The sequence below is a fragment of the Paenibacillus massiliensis 2301065 = DSM 16942 genome, assembly GCF_000377505.1.
Lineage (GTDB): Bacteria > Bacillota > Bacilli > Paenibacillales > Paenibacillaceae > Paenibacillus > Paenibacillus massiliensis.
This window is the reverse complement of sequence record NZ_KB898195.1, coordinates 59,556-76,354: the sequence shown is the minus strand read 5'-3', so window position 1 is coordinate 76,354 and position 16,799 is coordinate 59,556. Positions and strand designations below refer to the sequence as shown.

The window sequence follows — 16,799 nt, the reverse complement described above, 5'->3', positions numbered from 1 at the left end:
TGTTCGATCTCTTAGGGGGAAAATATTATACGTTTAGGTATGTAGGTGTCTGTAGAGAGGTGATCCGCGTTCAACGACCAGTTGACCGGGATCACCTCTTGCTATGTGTGGGGGAAGTTACAGTCCATATACACTGTTGGTGATGACTTCCTGCAGCTCCTGCATATGTGCCTCGTATTGCTCCTGTGTAATTTCGCCGTTGTGAAGACGTTGCTTCAGCTGTTCGGCCAGCTCATTTACCTGATGATCAATAACCTGTTGTACATCTGCACCCTGACGATCAGCGATGTCAGCTAATGTCTTTCCATCATACAATTCGTAGTACAGCTCTTCATCCGATCTTAACTTCAATATTTGAACCAGATCTCTGCTGGCAGATACCGTGGTGCTGGCGTCGGTCAAAGGCTCGGCGGTCTTGGCCTGAGCAGTGCTTCCCTGTGTCTCACCAAGGGCAAGTGCCAAGGCAAGGGTGCTAAATAATAATAGTCTTTTCAGATTCATAGAACTCTCCTTCTCCCCGTCCTATCATTACTCTTACGTTGATCATTGGGACATTGGATTCGGGGTTGTCTTGTTCATATCGTTACTATACCTACCCAACCTTAGGATTAGATGAAACGGGGATAAAAAACAACTGAAAAGAGACGCATAAAACGTGTACTTGCGTTCATCCTAACCATATCTGAATTGGAAAAGGAGTTAACGCGTGTATGAACTATCGTGAGTTGGGGCGCTGGATGGGAATTACGATATTAGGGACAGCTCTATTGTTATCGGTTGCTGGTTGTATGGATCAAGCTTTTCGCAAGGACCTCGTGCATACATCCTCACCAGTCGCTGAATCAGCTCAGCTAAGGCTGGCAGGCAAGGCAGGAGCGCATAAGCTGAATGTTTATAAAGATCAGGCCGGGCGTATATGGGTACCGCTCCAGCCTACAGTACAGGCGATGAATATGAAGCTGCATCAGACTGGAGACCACTACATCATCGGGGCTACAGATCCGAATTATACGGTGCAAATGAATACTCCATCAGCCCGAACAGGTGATCAGACGGTGGAACTGCCACATGCACCTCGCATGTTAGGGGGTACCCCACATCTGACGGTGCAGGCGATGTCGGCTTTGCTGAATACTCCTATGCACTGGGATGCATCACGGGCTTCAATCGTTGTAGAGCCTCAGAGTGCAGGAGCTCGTATACGCAGTCAGAGTCTCCCGGGACTCCCGTATTCTGGGGCGGATGGTCGTATGGGGGCCATGTCACGTGGTGGATCTAGTCTGGATACTGAGGCTGAGAAGCAGGAGCTTATCTCCTACGGGAAGAAGTTCATGGGCACTCCGTATGAATTTGGTGCAGGAGATTATAGCGATAAACGCACGTTCGACTGCTCCTCTTTTGTACAATACGTGTTCTCACATTTTGGTGTTGAGCTGCCACGTACCTCCATCTCGCAGGCAGGAGTTGGACGGCGAGTGCAGCTTGGGGAGCTGAAGACGGGAGATCTGCTGTTCTTCTACACCCCGGGTCGCTATGACAGCAACAACACCGTCGGGCATGTGGGGATCTATGCGGGCAACAATCGGATTCTCCAGACGTATGGTGATCCTGGTGTCACCGTGAGTGAGCTGGATGATTACTGGAAGGGAAGATTTTTGTTCGCCAGACGGGTGCTGGATTAACGCTGGGCAAGAAGGCGTGAATAAAGTTGGCTGGTAAACCTGATTATCATGTATAGATGTGACATGAAAGGGGAAGCATTAAGGGAGGAGGCAGGGCAGTGTCCTTCAAAAGCAGCGACTGCCATGCCGCCTCCCTTTGATTTGTATGCTGTGCTAAAACAAACAAAATTTAGAAATATACTGCGCAGATAGCTGGTAATTCGACTGAAGCTGTGCTATAATAAGAGCTAAGAAATGTGACCTGAATTAGCGAATTCGCATATTGTAGAGGGTTATTATTTTTGAGGCATAACCTTGTGCAATATGTGAATTTTTATTTTGAATAAAAATAAAGGTCATGTATATAAATTTTGGAGGTGTTCCCATGCAAACAGGAACAGTAAAATGGTTTAACGCAGAAAAAGGTTTTGGATTCATCGAAGTTGAAGGTGGAAACGATGTATTCGTACACTTCAGCGCAATCCAAGGCGACGGTTTCAAAACTTTGGACGAAGGCCAACGCGTTGAGTTCAACGTAGTTGAAGGAAGCCGCGGACCACAAGCTGAGAACGTTGTAAAACTGTAATTCTGCCATGCTGCCCCGAACTTTGTTTGGGGCATTTTTTTTAACGAGACTATAGACATCCGAGATTTGTCTTCCAATCTTGTAAGAATAAGCATCGCCTAACGCGATCTTTCTTCTGCGAAGGACATCAAGGGATGTCTTTCTTAGTTGCAGAGCAAAGCCGTACGTTAAACGAGTTTTCTTCTTCATTACATTTTATCTTGAGGAAAGAGGGGACGTTCATGTACAATTCGCGCAAAAAACCTATGGAAGAGACGATAGAAGAAATTACAGTGGTCTGGTCTTGTACCAGCGAGAGCTGTAATGGGTGGATGAGAGATAACTTCTCCTTCGACGTACAGCCTTCTTGTTCTCTTTGCGGCTCACCTATGGAAAAAGGCGAGAAGAAGCTTTGCGTGCTCGTAAATAACAGCTTTAGCAATAACAAGCACTAGAACTATCTTCCGCTTATAGCTATTATCCATTTGGAGTTATACGGCGTCTGAGCGCATTGCTATATATACTTAAAGAGCCTTCAAGTACACTTACGTGCGCTTGAAGGCTCTTTTGCATGATCTATCTGCTGATACTGGTCACAAAGGACTTTGGGGTGCTGGCGTATACCCGTTCTCTGGCCCCGCATGGGTCTGTGTGTTCAGCCGATGCTGGTAGATTTCCCGTAGAATATCTTCCTCAACCTTGGCATTCCAATTGCGAATCATGCCTGGCAGCAAGAACAAATCCACGATGACCCAGATGGTCAGAGCACCACCGAATAGTAGCAGTGGTATCAGACTTCCTAGGAACCATGCAAATCCGCTTTGTGTGGTCTCGACGAACTCCATCGAGATCACGAGCACCACATAGCTAATCAAAGCAAGGATGAACAGAATCAGCTGAATAATGCCGGTTGCGATTCTCTTGACATAAAAACGATGGACACCCAAATGACCACCAATGAGCATCAGATACCCCAAAGCAAGTGATTTCTCATGATCTCTCAGGGCCCCGTTGAGGATCAGCAGCTCATTGACCGTCAGATCACTCCGACTCAGCTTCATAAGTAAGGTGATGGTGGCGGAGGAGGATAGGAGCCTTGTTGCATCGAGATCTCGTCAATTAAGCGGTCCTCAACCACCGCATTATGATCACGGACCCAGGTGTGAAGCAGAAATGCATCCACGATCCACCAAACTCCAGTAACGATTGTGCCCACGAGAGTAAGACTCAGGATCAGTTGCGCAACGGCGCTGCCCGTCTTGCCCATATAGAAGCGATGGCCCCCGAATATGCCAAGGAAATACCATAGAATATAAGCTACGACCATATTCTTGCCCTGACGCTTCAGCTCAGAATCCAGCAGCATCAGTTCACGTGCATCCATTTGGCTCTTCTTGCTGATGTTGTACAAATTCAATGCGAATACCTCCCGTACCAATATCAATGGAAACAACTCAATGATATCAGATAATGGAAGGGATGACGATACTCTTTGGGGATTTTACACAAAAATGGGTCTCCTGTAACGTTTCCCTTCTGTTGCTGGGCTCAAGGGGGACGGCTCCTTTAATCGGTTAAACTGTTAGCATGGTAGCACAACTGCTTGAGAGGTTTGGCGATCCATGATTAGATGTAGGTGTGGTCATGACACGAAGTGATAGGCTTTCCCGGGTCATGCTCATAGAACAATTCGGGAGAGTAGGCTGTAACGCATGAGAAGAACAATTACAGATGTATTGATCATTATGGTGGGCGCCCTTGCTTTTGCGCTTGGAATTAATGTATTCATCATTCCCCATGAATTTGGCGAAGGTGGCGTGGTAGGGGTTACGATTATTTTGTATTATTTGCTGGAATGGTCGCCAGGCTGGACGAGCCTGATTATCAATATGCTGCTGCTGGCGCTGGGCTACCGATTCCTTCCGAAGCGGACAGTCGTATACACTGTGCTTGCAGTCTCCTTTCATTCGTTGTTCCTTCATCTGACGGAAGGGTGGCGGATTGTTTCCAGTGATCTGATGGTGAACGCGATCTTTGGTGGTGCGATTATCGGACTGGGCATCGGATTGATTGTGCGGGTAGGAGGCACGACAGCAGGGACAGTCATTATAGCGAAGTTCATGAATAAATACTGGGATTGGAATATTAGCTATGCACTGCTATTCTGCGATGTGCTCGTTGCGGCTTCCTCTTATTTCATAATTGGACCTGAGCGGTTGATGTTCACCATTATTATGCTATTCATTGCGACTAAGGTCATGGAGTTCGTGATTGCAGGCTTGAATCCGACCAAAGCGGTGACGATTATATCCAAGGAGCAGGACCGGATTGCCGAAATGGTGAATAAGCAGATGGATCGGGGCGTGACGGTGCTAAGTGGTCGCGGATATTACACAAAGTCTTCCATGGACATTCTATATATTGTAGTGAGTAAGCAAGAGATTGCTATGCTTAAGAAAATTGTAAAGGCGACAGATCATGAGGCCTTCATAACGATTCATGATGTGCGGGATGTATTCGGTAAGGGCTTTGTGGATCTTCAGAATTCCTGAGCTTACTGGGGAATCAGTGTGGGCAGGGCAAAGTATAAGAGCAAACTAATAGAGCGAAATAAAAGCAAGATAAAAGCAAGATAAAAGCAAGATAAAAGCAAGATAAAAGCAAGATAAAAGGATGGACCCTTCTGCTATTAGGCGGTGGGGTTCTTTTGCATGTGGATTGAGGCATCTACTGCATCGCTTGGATTCACCACAGTATCCTCTATTCCAAACAGAGGTTTACTAGAACTATATAACAGCTATATATCGGCCAATGTTATATAAAAACACCGAGATATAACCCATCAATGCTTTGCATCAGAAGGGACTAGACAATGTGACTGGCCAAGGGGCTGTATTTTTGACTTGCTGTCTAATGAAGTGGGATATGTTGTTCTATACAATGTAAGAAAAGCAAACACATATGTAATTGCAGCTGGAGAAAGGAGGACTCCTGTTGAATCGGTCAGAGGGCATGGCTCCTGAAATTGTAATGGATCGTGTGACGATGAAGTACCAGAGTGATCAGAAGGAAGTGCTGGCATTACAGGAGGTTAGTCTGAGTGTAGGTAAAGGTGAATTCGTATCTCTGCTCGGTCCCTCTGGGTGCGGAAAGACCACACTGCTACGCATCATGGCTGATCTTCAACAGCCCACCTCCGGCGAGGTGCTGATTGCAGGAGGCTCTGCTACCGAGGCGCGGCTGGCGCACAAATATGGCATTGTCTTTCAGAATCCTGTGCTCTATGACTGGCGCAAGGTACGAGACAATATCGCCCTCCCATTGGAGATGGGCGGGATAGGGAAGGCGGAGCGGTATCGCAGGGCTGATGAGCTGTTGAGTCTGGTGGGGCTGGGCTCCTTTGGCAATCACTACCCCTGGCAGCTAAGTGGTGGGATGCAGCAACGAGCAGCGATCGCAAGGGCCCTGTCCACAGAGCCGGAAATTCTACTGATGGATGAGCCCTTCTCCGCGCTCGACGAGTTCGTGCGTGAACGGCTGAATGAAGAGCTTCTTGCTATCTGGAATCAGGTGGGGAATACGGTAGTATTCGTAACCCATAGCATAGCCGAGTCCATCTTCCTTTCCGACCGCGTCTTCGTCCTCAGTCCCCACCCCGGTCGACTTGCTGCCGTCATTGATATTCCTCTCCCTAGACCTCGTACTCCGGATATGCGAAGCACCCCGGAATTTTATAACCTGATTTCCCGTGTTCGAAGCTGCTTTGGGGAGGTGTCCGTGTGAAGGATGGTGTGCTGCGTGTGCATGGGCGTCTGCTGCCTGCGCTGATGTGGCTGACCGCGCTGTTTATATTGTGGCAGTCTGCTTCCTGGATGCTGCTCCATATCGTGCAGACTCCGCTGGCCCAGTCCAAACTCCCTTACATTCATGAATTGGTAGCTGAGCTATCGCGCTATTACCCAACGCTATTCAAGGAGGGCGGAATTACACTCTTGAATGCGACTTGGGGCTTCCTTCTGGGAGCCGTGGGGGGCATTCTACTGGCTGTAGTCATGAGTATGTCCCGCTGGATCGAGCAGGCAGCTCTTCCTTATGCGGTGGCCTCGCAGATGATTCCCGTGCTAGGTCTTGCCCCGATTCTCTATGGTATTGTCCGTGATGAGAACATCGCACGCGTTCTGATTGCTGGCTATATTACCTTCTTCCCTGTGACGTTGAATATGCTCAAGGGACTCAGGAGTGTGTCTCCGACTGAGCTTGAATTAATGGCTTCCTGTGCAGCCAAGCCTTGGCAGGTGTATGTGAAGCTGCGTGTGCCTGCGGCACTGCCGGCCATGTTCAACGGTCTTAAGATTGCGGCTCCACTAGCGGTAACGGGAGCCATTCTAGTAGAGCTGATGGGTGCGCGTCGTGGGATTGGTGTCATTATGCTGCGGAATCTCTACTATGGACCGTCACATGCCTATATGTTCTGGTGTACGGTCATGACTGGAGCTGTGCTTGGGGTAGCGAGCTATCTGTTCATTAGCTGGCTTGAGCGGCGGGTGGCTCCCTGGCAGCCTGATTTGCGCAGAGGAGGTGCATGAGGATGAAGGGAGATGCCGCAGAGGCAGGATGGCCGTCGCCACAGATGGAGGTAGGAGCTGCTCCGCTACGGCGTCCAAGGAGCGCTCGCAGTATTGAGTCGATACGAAGCCTGCTTCTTCCCCTAGTGGCAGGTATTCTGTTCTTGGTGCTCTGGCAGGGTCGAGTGGTGCATGACGTATTGAATCTTCGTACGTATCAGTTGCCCTTGCCTTCAACCATCGCGCAGGCTGCATATGAGAATGCCGCGCTACTGCTTGCTTATGCAGGTTATACGCTGAGTGAAGCGGTGCTGGGCCTAGCGGTTGGCTCTTCCTTGGGATTGATTATAGCTGTCTGTGCGACCTTCTGGCCAAGGTGGGGGAGTGGTGGCGTATGGTTGGTGGCTGCTCTGAATGCTGTACCAATTGTGGCGCTTGCCCCGATTACGAACCTATGGTTCGGGGATGGGATGGGCTCGCGGATGGCCATTGTATCTGTGACGACAATGGCTGCCATGGCGGTAGGTGCCTACAAGGGGCTGACCGCGGTAGATCCGCTGGCGATGGATTTCATGCAGGCGAATGCGGCGAGTCGTTGGCAGATTTTTCGATATGTACGCATTTACAATAGCCTTCCTTATGTGCTGACAGCACTTAAGGTCAACACGACTGCCGCAATGATTGGAGCAATCGTGGGTGAATTCTTTTATTCCTCGAAGGGGTTGGGGTATCTGTTGTCCAACTCGATCAAGGTAGCCAAGATGCCGCTAGGCTGGGCCTGTATCGTCATTGCTGCACTGGCAGGTATTGCATTCTATCTGCTAGCTGACAGCCTGGAGCGGCTACTCTTGCGCTGGCATGCCTCCCAGCGCACATGAGGGGGACTGTGGAGCTATGTATACTGAGAATTTTTGATGTGATCGATCCTTGGTGTGTGAACTCCATTGTATCAATTCTAGTGTGTATGGACTCTAGTGTGTATGAGTTCTAATGTACGAATTCTGGTGTACGAATCTCAGTGGTGCGATAGAACCTTGAAGTATGGTTGGTTGCCCTGCAGAATACTTCTGGGATTGTTGCAGCATGCTGCTGTTGCTTGCGGTGAAGTGATCGTATTTAGAAATAAGGGGGAGAGCGTATGGGCCAACATGTACAACGTGCTTACTCACGTGCGGTCGGATTGGGTGTGCTGGTGCTCACGCTCATGCTTGCCGGATGTGCAGGCAACGGAGGTGCAGGAAGCGGAATTGCTGTGGAAGGAACGGACGGTGCTGACTCGCGAGCACAGCCCGCCGAGGTGAGGCTGCAGCTCAAGTGGGTGCCACAGGCACAGTTCGCTGGATACTTCGTAGCTCTGGATAAAGGCTACTATGAGGAAGAGGGGCTTCAGGTCGAGATTCTGCCTGGTGGCCCGGATATCGTGCCAGAGCAGCAGGTGGCGAGTGGTGCAGCGGATATCGGTGTGGACTGGGTGGCGAGTCTGCTAGCGCATCAGGAGCAGGAGATGCCACTTGTTCAGATCGCACAGATCTTCCAGAAGAGCGGGCTGGTGCTGGTCGCGAAGAAGGATTCTGGAATAGATAGCCCGGTGGGGCTGAAGGGTAAGAAGGTAGGGAATTGGATGGGTGGCAACGAATTTGAGGTGCTGGCTCTATTTGACAAATATCAGCTTGACCCAGCGAAGGATCTCGAATTTGCCAAGCAGGGCTTTACGATGGATCAATTCATATCTGGCGAGCTGGATGCAGCCTCGGCTATGACCTACAACGAATATCAGGTAGTGCTGGAGCAAGGTGTGAGCGCCGATGAACTGATTGTCATCGACATGAATGATGAAGGTGTGGCGATGCTTGAGGATAACCTGTTCGCGAACGGGGATTGGCTGGAGGGGAACAAGGAGACGGCCGCCAAGTTCGTTCGGGCATCCCTGAAGGGGTGGAAGGACGCGATCGATAACCCGGAAGAGGCGGTAGATATCGTCATGAAGCAAGCAGAGCAAGGGAGTACCTCAAGAGAGCATCAGCTGAAGATGATGGAGGAGGTTGCCAAGCTGATTTTGCCCAATGGGATGGACGCTGCACGCATGGGGCAGATTGATGATGCGATGTTCAAGCAGACGGCAGATATTGCCCACCAATTCGGCGTTATTAAGCAGCCTGCTGATCTGGAGAAAGCTTATACCCATGAGATTATGGAGCTTGCTTCTAAGCCATAAGGTGTGGGCGTGGTGGATATTATTTAAACAGAATGGCAAGTGGTTCATCAGTGATGTCTAGGTGAGAAAAGTCAGCAGTAGCGAAAAGTAAGGAGTAGCGAAAAGTAAGCAAAAACGACGAAATAGCTGGATGGTGACATAACGAGAGTGAAATGACGAAGGAGGCTGCACATGGATACGGTAACAATCGGAATGATTCAGGCCATGCATCCACTGCATGGTGATGAAGCCGTGGAAGCACACAAGCAAGCTGCAGTGGAGCAGCATGAGAGTCTGGTTCGTGAGGCTGCAGCCCAAGGGGCCAAGATTATCGGCCTACAGGAGATTTTCTATGGACCTTACTTCTGCGCCGAGCAAATCTCTAAATGGTACGGGGCTGCCGAGGAGATTCCGGGAGGACCCACAGTACGCCGCTTTCAGGAGCTCGCCAAAGAACTGTCTGTCGTCATTGTGCTGCCTGTCTATGAGCGAGAGGGTATCGCTACCTATTACAACACCGCAGCTGTCATTGATGCAGATGGGAGCTACCTGGGCAAGTATCGTAAGCATCATATTCCACATGTTGGGGCAGGGAAGGGTGTGGCGGGCTTCTGGGAAAAGTATTACTTCAAACCGGGCAACCTTGGATATCCCGTCTTTGATACGGCGTATGCCAAAGTAGGGGTATACATTTGCTATGATCGTCACTTTCCCGAGGGTGCAAGAATGCTAGGGCTGAATGGTGCGGAGATTGTCTTCAACCCGTCGGCGACTGTCGCAGGTACATCGGAATATCTGTGGAAGCTGGAGCAGCCAGCGCATGCGGTAGCCAATGGATATTACGTTGCGGCCATTAACCGGGTGGGCACCGAAGCCCCTTGGAGTATGGGGGAATTCTATGGACAGTCCTATCTGGTGGACCCGCGCGGGAGCTTCGTCGCCATGGGTAGCCGGGATCATACCGAGATCGTGCTGGGAGACATGAACAAGAAGCTGATTCGCGAGGTGCGAGAGAGCTGGCAGTTCTACAGGGATCGGCGTCCCGAGACCTACCAGCAGCTATCCAGTATATAGCGAGTGGTCTGTGGGCCTTGTGGTGGTGTAAGGCTTACAGATCATGGGCTTACGCCGATTGAGATAAGAATGAAGTGTGGCTCGATGAACGAGCATAGACGTATGGAAAATCGAAGGATAACGCGTGGGTATCGCACATGTGGAAAGACAGGCGTAGTTTTTGCTGGCTAGAGGATCGATGCAGAAGTATAGAATCGTGGATATAAAAAAGGAGATGAGCGACCTGATGCAGGCAACCGACGAGATGGAGCAGGCGTTAGACAAGGACCGCAAGTACCTGTGGCACAACATCCTGCCTTACCGGGAGGATCACCGTCCCATGGTTGGCGTTCGAGGTGAAGGCTCATGGATTACCGACCTGGAGGGCAATAAATATCTGGATGGCATGTCAGGCATGTGGTGTGTCAATGTCGGGTACGGGAGAACGGAGCTGGCTCAGGCTGCATATGATCAGCTGGCGGCTCTGCCTTATTTTCCACTCACCCAGAGTCATCTGCCGGCGATTCAACTAGCTGAGAAGCTGAATGAGTGGCTGGAGGGGGACTATGTCATCTTCTTCTCCAACAGTGGATCAGAGGCCAATGAGGTTGCTTTTAAAATAGTCCGTCAATATCAGCAACAGATCGGACAGCATTATCGGCACAAATTCATTGCAAGATACCGGGGGTATCATGGCAGCTCGCTCGGCGCCCTGTCCGCCACGGGCCAGGCACAGCGCAAGTTCAAGTATGAGCCCTTGGCGGGAGGCTTCCTGCATGTGAGCCCTCCGGACAGCTACCGCCGCCCGGCAGGGTTGACACTGGAGCAGTTCAGTGAGCAGTGTGCGCAGGCGGTTGAGGACATGATCATCTGGGAGGGGGCAGAGACGGTAGCGGCCGTCATTATGGAGCCTGTCATTACGGGTGGCGGCCTACTGGTGCCAGAGGCATCATATGTACAGAAGGTCCGCGATATCTGTACGCGTCATGGCGTGCTGCTCATCATGGATGAAGTGATCTGCGGATTCGGACGCTCGGGCCGCAAGTTCGGGCATCAGAACTTCGGCATTCGCCCGGATGTGATCACGATGGCCAAGGGGCTGACCAGCGGCTATCTTCCGCTATCGGCAACTGCTGTTCGCAAGGAGATCTATGAAGCCTTCAAGGATTCCGAGCTGCACGGCCACCTTCGTCATGTGAATACGTTCGGCGGCAACCCTGCGGCTTGTGCACTGGCACTGCGTAATCTGGAGATCATGGAGAGAGAGCGACTGGTGGAACGATCGCAGCTGCTCGGCGAGCGTCTCCATCAGCGATTGGCTGCTCTCCATGATCATCCGCTCGTAGGTGATATACGCTGCTTCGGCTTCATGCTCGGGATTGAGCTGGTCACGGATAAGCAGACCAAGGAACCAGTCCCGTTGTCTGTCATTACAGGGATTATAGCTGAGTGTAAGCAAAGAGGGCTGATCATTGGCAAAAATGGAGACACCGTCGCTGGATTTAACAACGTGCTGACGCTGGCGCCCCCTCTATCCTCCACGGATGAGGATGTGGAATTCATCATCCAGACGCTTTTACAGGTTATGAGTATCAGTCGGCTTGATGGGCTTGTGGGTGAAGCGACATGAGTGAATCAAGCTTCTCTGAAGTCTCTTGTTGAAGTCTCTTGTTGAAGTCTCTTGTTGAAGTCTCCTGTCGAAGTCTTCTGTTGAAGTCTTCGTAATCTGAAATGTCAATGATGTCTGGCTATTGTTGGAGAGAGGCGGTACGGTTCGGAAGCTTGAGCTTCTCGGGATACAGGAGCTGATAGGCTCGAATCGCAACCTGTATGGAGAGGCGGTGCTCGGCCTGCATGAACTCTGCTCCCAGCAGCTCGGTGATTTTGTCCAGGCGGTAATACAGGGATTGGCGGACGATGAATAATTGCCGGGCAGCCATTTGCTTGGAGCCATCGTTATCGAGATATACCTTGAGTGTGAGCAGGAGCTCGCTACCCTTGATCTCGTCGTGACTGATGAGTGGTCCGAGGTAGGAGGCGATAAAGCGCTGTAAGGTATGGCCATCGTTCAAGTGTGGAAGTAGCTGAAAAATACCCAAATCCTCGTAGAACAGTAGTGGTTGGCGAATACAAGGGTACAGATTCAGTGCCTGTACTCCTTCCTGATATGCTGCAGTAGCTGCGGCAAGCCCTGTATGCACATGGCTGACGCCAATGATCAAGGCTGCTATCTGCATCGGCAATGCCTGTGAAGTGGGCGTCCCGGCAAATGAGCTTAAGTGGTTATTTGGGCTAATACGTTGTCGTGGATTCGCGATGCTGGCGTTCTCCGCATTGTACGTGATGCTGCTCGTGGTATCTCTCGTGCTTGTATTATTTCTGATGCCTGTAGTATCTCTGATGCTGATGCTATCTGTATGCCTATTATGTTCTGTATTACGGATCGTGCCTGTAGTGCCTTTAGGGCCCGTAATGCCTGAGAGTGTCTGCAAAAGTCTTTCTTTGTCGTGCTGAAGCTGGGGGTCGGTGATGAAGAGGATAACCCTGTTGGGACTGGCGGTGATCCACAATCGGTACCCGGCCTGCTCCAGAATATGGCGGAGAGAGGGAGCGAATTGCGAAAGGCTGCTGCTGACGTCAGCTCGTATGTTACTGCTCGGGGCTTCGTGCTCCAGGATCGCGATACGATATGGTCGCTCGTTGAGGGCGTGATAGTCTGGGCCAATCATACCCATTAACTGACGCTCGTCCCGGATCTGTCCTTCTACCAGCTCTTGAAGCCATTGCTGGTGGGTGGACCAGCGGCGATCCTCCAGCGTATGGCTGCGGAGCAGCTCCTGTGCAATGGATAAGGCGGCAGAGTCGAGCAGGCTGAGCTCGTCGGCTGTATCATCGCCGTGATGCAGGAAAGCGAGGTGGGCCCAGGTCTGCCCGAGTGCACCGATGGGACGGATCGCAAGAGTGGGTAGAGCCATAGTGGATTGCTGCCCGGATGCTTCTTTAGTGTGAACTGGTGCGTGAATGACACCCATCTGTTCTGTAGAGAGAGGAGCTGCTGTGCAGTGGAACTCCTCAATGATCTGAAGCCAATGGAGATGATCCTTGGCCAGATTGGCCGGCAGGAATATCGCTTTGCCCACCAGTGGGCGATAGACAAGCGGGCGCCCGATACTCTCGTGGAGCAGGCGAAGAACATTCCTACTGCCCTGCGGCATCAGGGTTAAGCGGTGAAATTCGCGGGTAATGTGCTCCAGCTCCCTCCGCTTGCGCTGCTGCTCGGTGAGGAGCAGAGAGTGAAGATCCAGCGTAATATCCACGAAGCGGACGGTGTGCGGGAATACTACGAGCGGAAATTGCTGCTCATTTGCCATGACGATTACGTCCTCCGGGATCGCAGGACATTGGAGCCCCAATTCTACGCAGAGGCACGCTGCATTGCTGTGGATCAGCCTGTTAATGAAGGTCAGCATATCCGCTTGCATGCCTATACCTGTCGTCAGAATCATTTCCCCGCCATGAATCAGTGAATCGAATTGCTCCGTCTCCAGAATGTGAACCCACCGAATCGGCCGGGTTGTTCCTGCTTGACCTGCAATCAGGTATGCTCCCTGGAACACAGGTCTGTTCAAAGCCTCATCCACGGTACAAAGAACTCTCCAATCCAATTACAGCACCCCGTTTCCTAAATAGTGTCGTTGGTACGTAAGGATTTCACAAGCGCTTGAGCCAAACGGACATTCTTGAAGAATGTAACAAATTACAGCACTCCTTTTGACAACATGTCTAATGTTAAAGCATTCTTATTCATCTATAGTTGGGATTATATCATGTTAGTATATATAACTGCGAAGGGAAATATATTTATCGTATATATATCAATGTTGTTGTGTGAAGAAATCATTCGTGTATTCTGGATTGTTTGTGTAACAAAATCTGACTTGATTACCTACTCGCTTATCTAAAGGAGGGATATCGTTGAACACCTGGGCCATTCAGCAGGAACGAGTGATGGAACGAATCGAGGCACTATCTCGCATTGGTAAGATCAGTCCCACCGGGGTATGCAGACTGGCTATGTCCCCTGAGGATCTGGAGGCTGTGAAGGTTGTCATGGGCTGGATGGAGCAGGCGGGGCTGAAGACGCACATGGATGCCTTCGGTAATGTGATTGGTCGCTTGGAAGGACGTGATGCATCCGCTCCAGCTGTAATGCTGGGTTCACATCTCGACACTCAGCCTTATGCAGGGCGCTTCGATGGTATTGTGGGTGTCATCGGTGCGCTGGAGGTGGCAGAGGTGCTGCAAGAGCAGGGAATTACGCTGGATGTACCACTGGAGGTTGTCGCCTTCAGTGATGAAGAGGGCTGTCGCTTCAATAAGGGATTGTTCGGAGTCAGGGGGCTTCTGGGTCGCCTGGAGGAAGGGGAGCTGGAGCGTGAGGACAAAAATGGGATATCGCGCCGCGAAGCATTGCTTGCGTTCGGTGGCGATCCGGAGCGGTTCGCGGAGAGCCAATACGCTCCAGGGGCGGTCAGAGCGTATGTCGAGCTACACATCGAGCAAGGTCCTGTCCTCGAAGCGGGAGGGCATTCGGTCGGAGTAGTTACAGGGATCTCAGGCCCGATCTGGTGGACGGTAGATATGTATGGCTTTGCTGGCCATGCCGGGTCGGTGCCGATGTTCATGCGCAGGGATGCGCTTGTTGGAGCGGCACGGGTTATCCAGTATCTTCATGAGCTTGCCTCACGGGAGCCGCAGGCCCCGACGGTCGCGACGGTGGGCTCGCTGCAGGTCATGCCAGATTCCCGAAATATCATCCCGGAGCACGTCCGGTTCACCGTGGATCTACGAGACATGGATATGGAGCGTCGGGATCGGTTGGAGCGAGAGCTACGCTCCTTCATGGATACCACCACAGGCTCACTTGGGCTCACATATACTATACGCGAGGATACAGTCAGTGAACCGCGTTACTGCGCTGAACGCATTATGAGTACGATACGCGAGTCGGCTGAGGAGATGAAGCTGGAGTTGCCTGAGCTGATGAGCGGTCCGTTCCATGATGCGCTGGAGATGTCACGTTACTGTGACTACGGCATGATCTTTGTCCGATGCAAGGACGGTATCAGTCATAATCCAGCGGAATACGCCAGCCCTGAAGATATTGCAGTCGGGACTGAGCTGCTCTATCGAACGGCTCTCCGACTATGTTCCCAACCCATTGCAACGAATAGCCGGCTCGTATCCGGCATGAACAAGGAGGCTTAACCCTGATGCAGATGAATGATATGGAGATGAATGCCCAGCTTGAGGATGCCTTTGCCGAAATACAGCCCGGAATGACGCCGCACGCAGCCCAGGATGAATCTAATCGTTGTCTGTACTGCTACGATGCTCCCTGCATTCAGGCTTGTCCCACCAGTATCGATATTCCGTCCTTCATTCATCGAATCGCGACGGGGAACCTGAAGGGGGCCTCCCAGACGATTATGGATGCTAATCCAGTCGGTGCGAGCTGCGCACGTGTCTGCCCCACAGAGGAATTATGCGAGGGGGCCTGTGTGCTGAATCACAGCTCGGAGCCGATACAGATCGGGATGCTGCAGCGCTATGCTACCGATTGGGCCATTCAGAGCGGACATCAGCTGTTTCGGGCGGGTCATTCGAACGGTCTGCGTGCCGCCGTTATAGGGAGTGGCCCCGCAGGCCTGGCTGCAGCGAAGGAGCTTGCTGTAGAGGGCTATGAGGTCACCGTGTTTGAGAAAAGATCGCTTGCGGGCGGCTTGAACACCTACGGTATTGTGTCCTTTCGTCTGCCCCGGGCCGTTGCATTGTGGGAGGTTCAACAGGTAGAAAGCATGGGTGTACAATTCCGGACCAATACCGAGGTTGGACGAGATATATCCGTTGCTGAGCTTCTGGACGATTATGATGCAATTATCCTGGCAGCCGGGATGGGCTATGTTCCTCCATTAGGGATTGAGGGTGAGCAGCTGGGTGGAGTGTACGATGCAATTGAACTGGTAGAGAGTACGAAGAATGGGCGGTCACCACTACATTTTCAGGGAAAGCGTGTAGCAGTTATCGGGGCAGGGAATACAGCTGTCGATGCGGCTACAACCTCCGTTCGTTTGGGAGCAGAGCAGGTGAGGATGGTCTATCGGCGTACACGCGAAGAGATGACGGCGTATGCCTTTGAATACCGATTTGCCCGGCAGGAGGGTGTCGAATTCGATTGGCTGACCGCGCCGGTGCGTATCGTGGGTGATGGGAAGGGGCAGGTGACAGGACTGGAGTGTGTGCGAATGCAGCTCACAGAGGAGCCTGGAGCTGATGGGCGGAGAGTGCCGCGTCCAATAGAGGGATCGACTTTTCTAATGCCGGTGGATGCTGTAGTGACAGCAATTGGTCAGGAGCGGCAGCTGAGCATAATTGACAAGATGGGGCTTGCGCATGATCGTGGCGTTGTACGAGTGGACCCGGATACCTACCGAACCTCACATCCCAAGGTGTATGCCGCAGGAGACATTGTCTTCGGTGCAGGACAGGGAGAGGCTATGGTGGTATCTGCAGCAGAGCAAGGAAAGCAGGCAGCCCGTGCGCTGATTCAGGAAGGAAGTCGCCAGGCAGAACGTACAGCATGATGGATCACGGTGTGTGGGATGGTCAGAAGAAGTTCCGAACCAAGTGAGAATGTACGTATCGTGTGGACTGGTGTATCGTGCGAATCTGTACATCATGCGGACCCAGACTCTTAGTAT

General features: G+C 51.5%; 16 protein-coding genes. 12 read left to right on the top strand and 4 right to left on the bottom strand.

Translation table 11 applies throughout. From position 1 onward, the window contains the following. Positions 1–117 precede the first annotated feature (117 nt). The gene (locus D328_RS0120700; protein ID WP_018886953.1) at positions 118–501 is read right to left on the bottom strand and encodes an SHOCT domain-containing protein; all 384 of its coding nucleotides are present in this window, start codon (positions 499–501) and stop codon (positions 118–120) included. A 209-nt stretch (positions 502–710) separates the two neighbouring features. Between D328_RS0120700 and D328_RS30410 the strand changes: the two genes are divergently transcribed. From D328_RS30410 to D328_RS0120685, 3 genes are all read left to right on the top strand, one after another. After that, positions 711–1,682: a C40 family peptidase gene (locus tag D328_RS30410; protein ID WP_018886952.1), complete on the top strand. Its 972-nt coding sequence runs from the start codon at positions 711–713 to the stop codon at positions 1,680–1,682. Between the two features lie 364 nt (positions 1,683–2,046). Next, positions 2,047–2,247 carry a cold-shock protein gene (locus D328_RS0120690; protein WP_018886951.1) on the top strand — a complete coding sequence of 67 codons (201 nt, stop codon included), beginning with the start codon at positions 2,047–2,049 and terminating at the stop codon, positions 2,245–2,247. Between the two features lie 221 nt (positions 2,248–2,468). Beyond that, positions 2,469–2,681, top strand: a complete 213-nt coding sequence (locus D328_RS0120685; RefSeq protein WP_018886950.1) for a cold-shock protein — start codon at positions 2,469–2,471, stop codon at positions 2,679–2,681. A gap of 138 nt (positions 2,682–2,819) precedes the next feature. On the opposite strand, the gene D328_RS0120680 is transcribed toward D328_RS0120685, so the two are convergent. Both D328_RS0120680 and D328_RS0120675 read right to left on the bottom strand, forming a co-directional pair. Continuing rightward, positions 2,820–3,287: an NINE protein gene (locus D328_RS0120680; protein ID WP_018886949.1), complete on the bottom strand. Its 468-nt coding sequence runs from the start codon at positions 3,285–3,287 to the stop codon at positions 2,820–2,822. Next, positions 3,284–3,643, bottom strand: a complete 360-nt coding sequence (locus D328_RS0120675; protein ID WP_018886948.1) for a TM2 domain-containing protein — start codon at positions 3,641–3,643, stop codon at positions 3,284–3,286. Before D328_RS0120675 ends, D328_RS0120680 begins: the two co-directional genes overlap by 4 nt. A 295-nt stretch (positions 3,644–3,938) precedes the next feature. Here D328_RS0120675 and D328_RS0120670 point away from each other — a divergent pair, with 295 nt between their 5' ends. The 7 genes from D328_RS0120670 (at position 3,939) to D328_RS0120640 (ending at position 11,668) form a co-directional block, all read left to right on the top strand. Beyond that, positions 3,939–4,778, top strand: coding sequence for a YitT family protein (locus tag D328_RS0120670; protein ID WP_018886947.1), 840 nt, complete (start codon positions 3,939–3,941; stop codon positions 4,776–4,778). Between the two features lie 442 nt (positions 4,779–5,220). Beyond that, positions 5,221–6,009 (top strand): ABC transporter ATP-binding protein, encoded by a 789-nt coding sequence (locus D328_RS0120665; RefSeq protein WP_018886946.1) that lies wholly within the window; start codon positions 5,221–5,223, stop codon positions 6,007–6,009. After that, entirely contained in the window at positions 6,006–6,812 is an 807-nt protein-coding gene (locus D328_RS0120660) for an ABC transporter permease (RefSeq protein ID WP_018886945.1), read from the top strand. Before D328_RS0120665 ends, D328_RS0120660 begins: the two co-directional genes overlap by 4 nt. A 2-nt stretch (positions 6,813–6,814) precedes the next feature. Then, the gene (locus D328_RS0120655) at positions 6,815–7,669 is read left to right on the top strand and encodes an ABC transporter permease (RefSeq protein WP_018886944.1); all 855 of its coding nucleotides are present in this window, start codon (positions 6,815–6,817) and stop codon (positions 7,667–7,669) included. Between the two features lie 260 nt (positions 7,670–7,929). Beyond that, a complete protein-coding gene (locus D328_RS0120650; protein WP_018886943.1) occupies positions 7,930–9,006 on the top strand; it encodes an ABC transporter substrate-binding protein in 1,077 nt (358 codons plus the stop codon). 171 nt (positions 9,007–9,177) lie between these two features. Continuing rightward, on the top strand, positions 9,178–10,059 hold the full coding sequence (locus D328_RS0120645) for a nitrilase-related carbon-nitrogen hydrolase (protein ID WP_018886942.1): 882 nt from the start codon (positions 9,178–9,180) through the stop codon (positions 10,057–10,059). A gap of 226 nt (positions 10,060–10,285) precedes the next feature. Beyond that, positions 10,286–11,668 (top strand): aspartate aminotransferase family protein, encoded by a 1,383-nt coding sequence (locus D328_RS0120640; RefSeq protein ID WP_018886941.1) that lies wholly within the window; start codon positions 10,286–10,288, stop codon positions 11,666–11,668. A gap of 118 nt (positions 11,669–11,786) precedes the next feature. Here the strand turns inward: D328_RS0120640 and D328_RS30405 are convergent, their stop codons facing one another. Then, positions 11,787–13,679, bottom strand: coding sequence for a PucR family transcriptional regulator (locus D328_RS30405; protein WP_018886940.1), 1,893 nt, complete (start codon positions 13,677–13,679; stop codon positions 11,787–11,789). A 334-nt stretch (positions 13,680–14,013) separates the two neighbouring features. On the opposite strand from D328_RS30405, the gene D328_RS0120630 reads away from it, so the two are divergent. Next, on the top strand, positions 14,014–15,306 hold the full coding sequence (locus tag D328_RS0120630) for a M20 family metallo-hydrolase (protein WP_018886939.1): 1,293 nt from the start codon (positions 14,014–14,016) through the stop codon (positions 15,304–15,306). An 11-nt stretch (positions 15,307–15,317) separates the two neighbouring features. After that, positions 15,318–16,682, top strand: coding sequence for an NAD(P)-dependent oxidoreductase (locus tag D328_RS0120625; RefSeq protein WP_233426227.1), 1,365 nt, complete (start codon positions 15,318–15,320; stop codon positions 16,680–16,682). Positions 16,683–16,799: the final 117 nt, after the last annotated feature.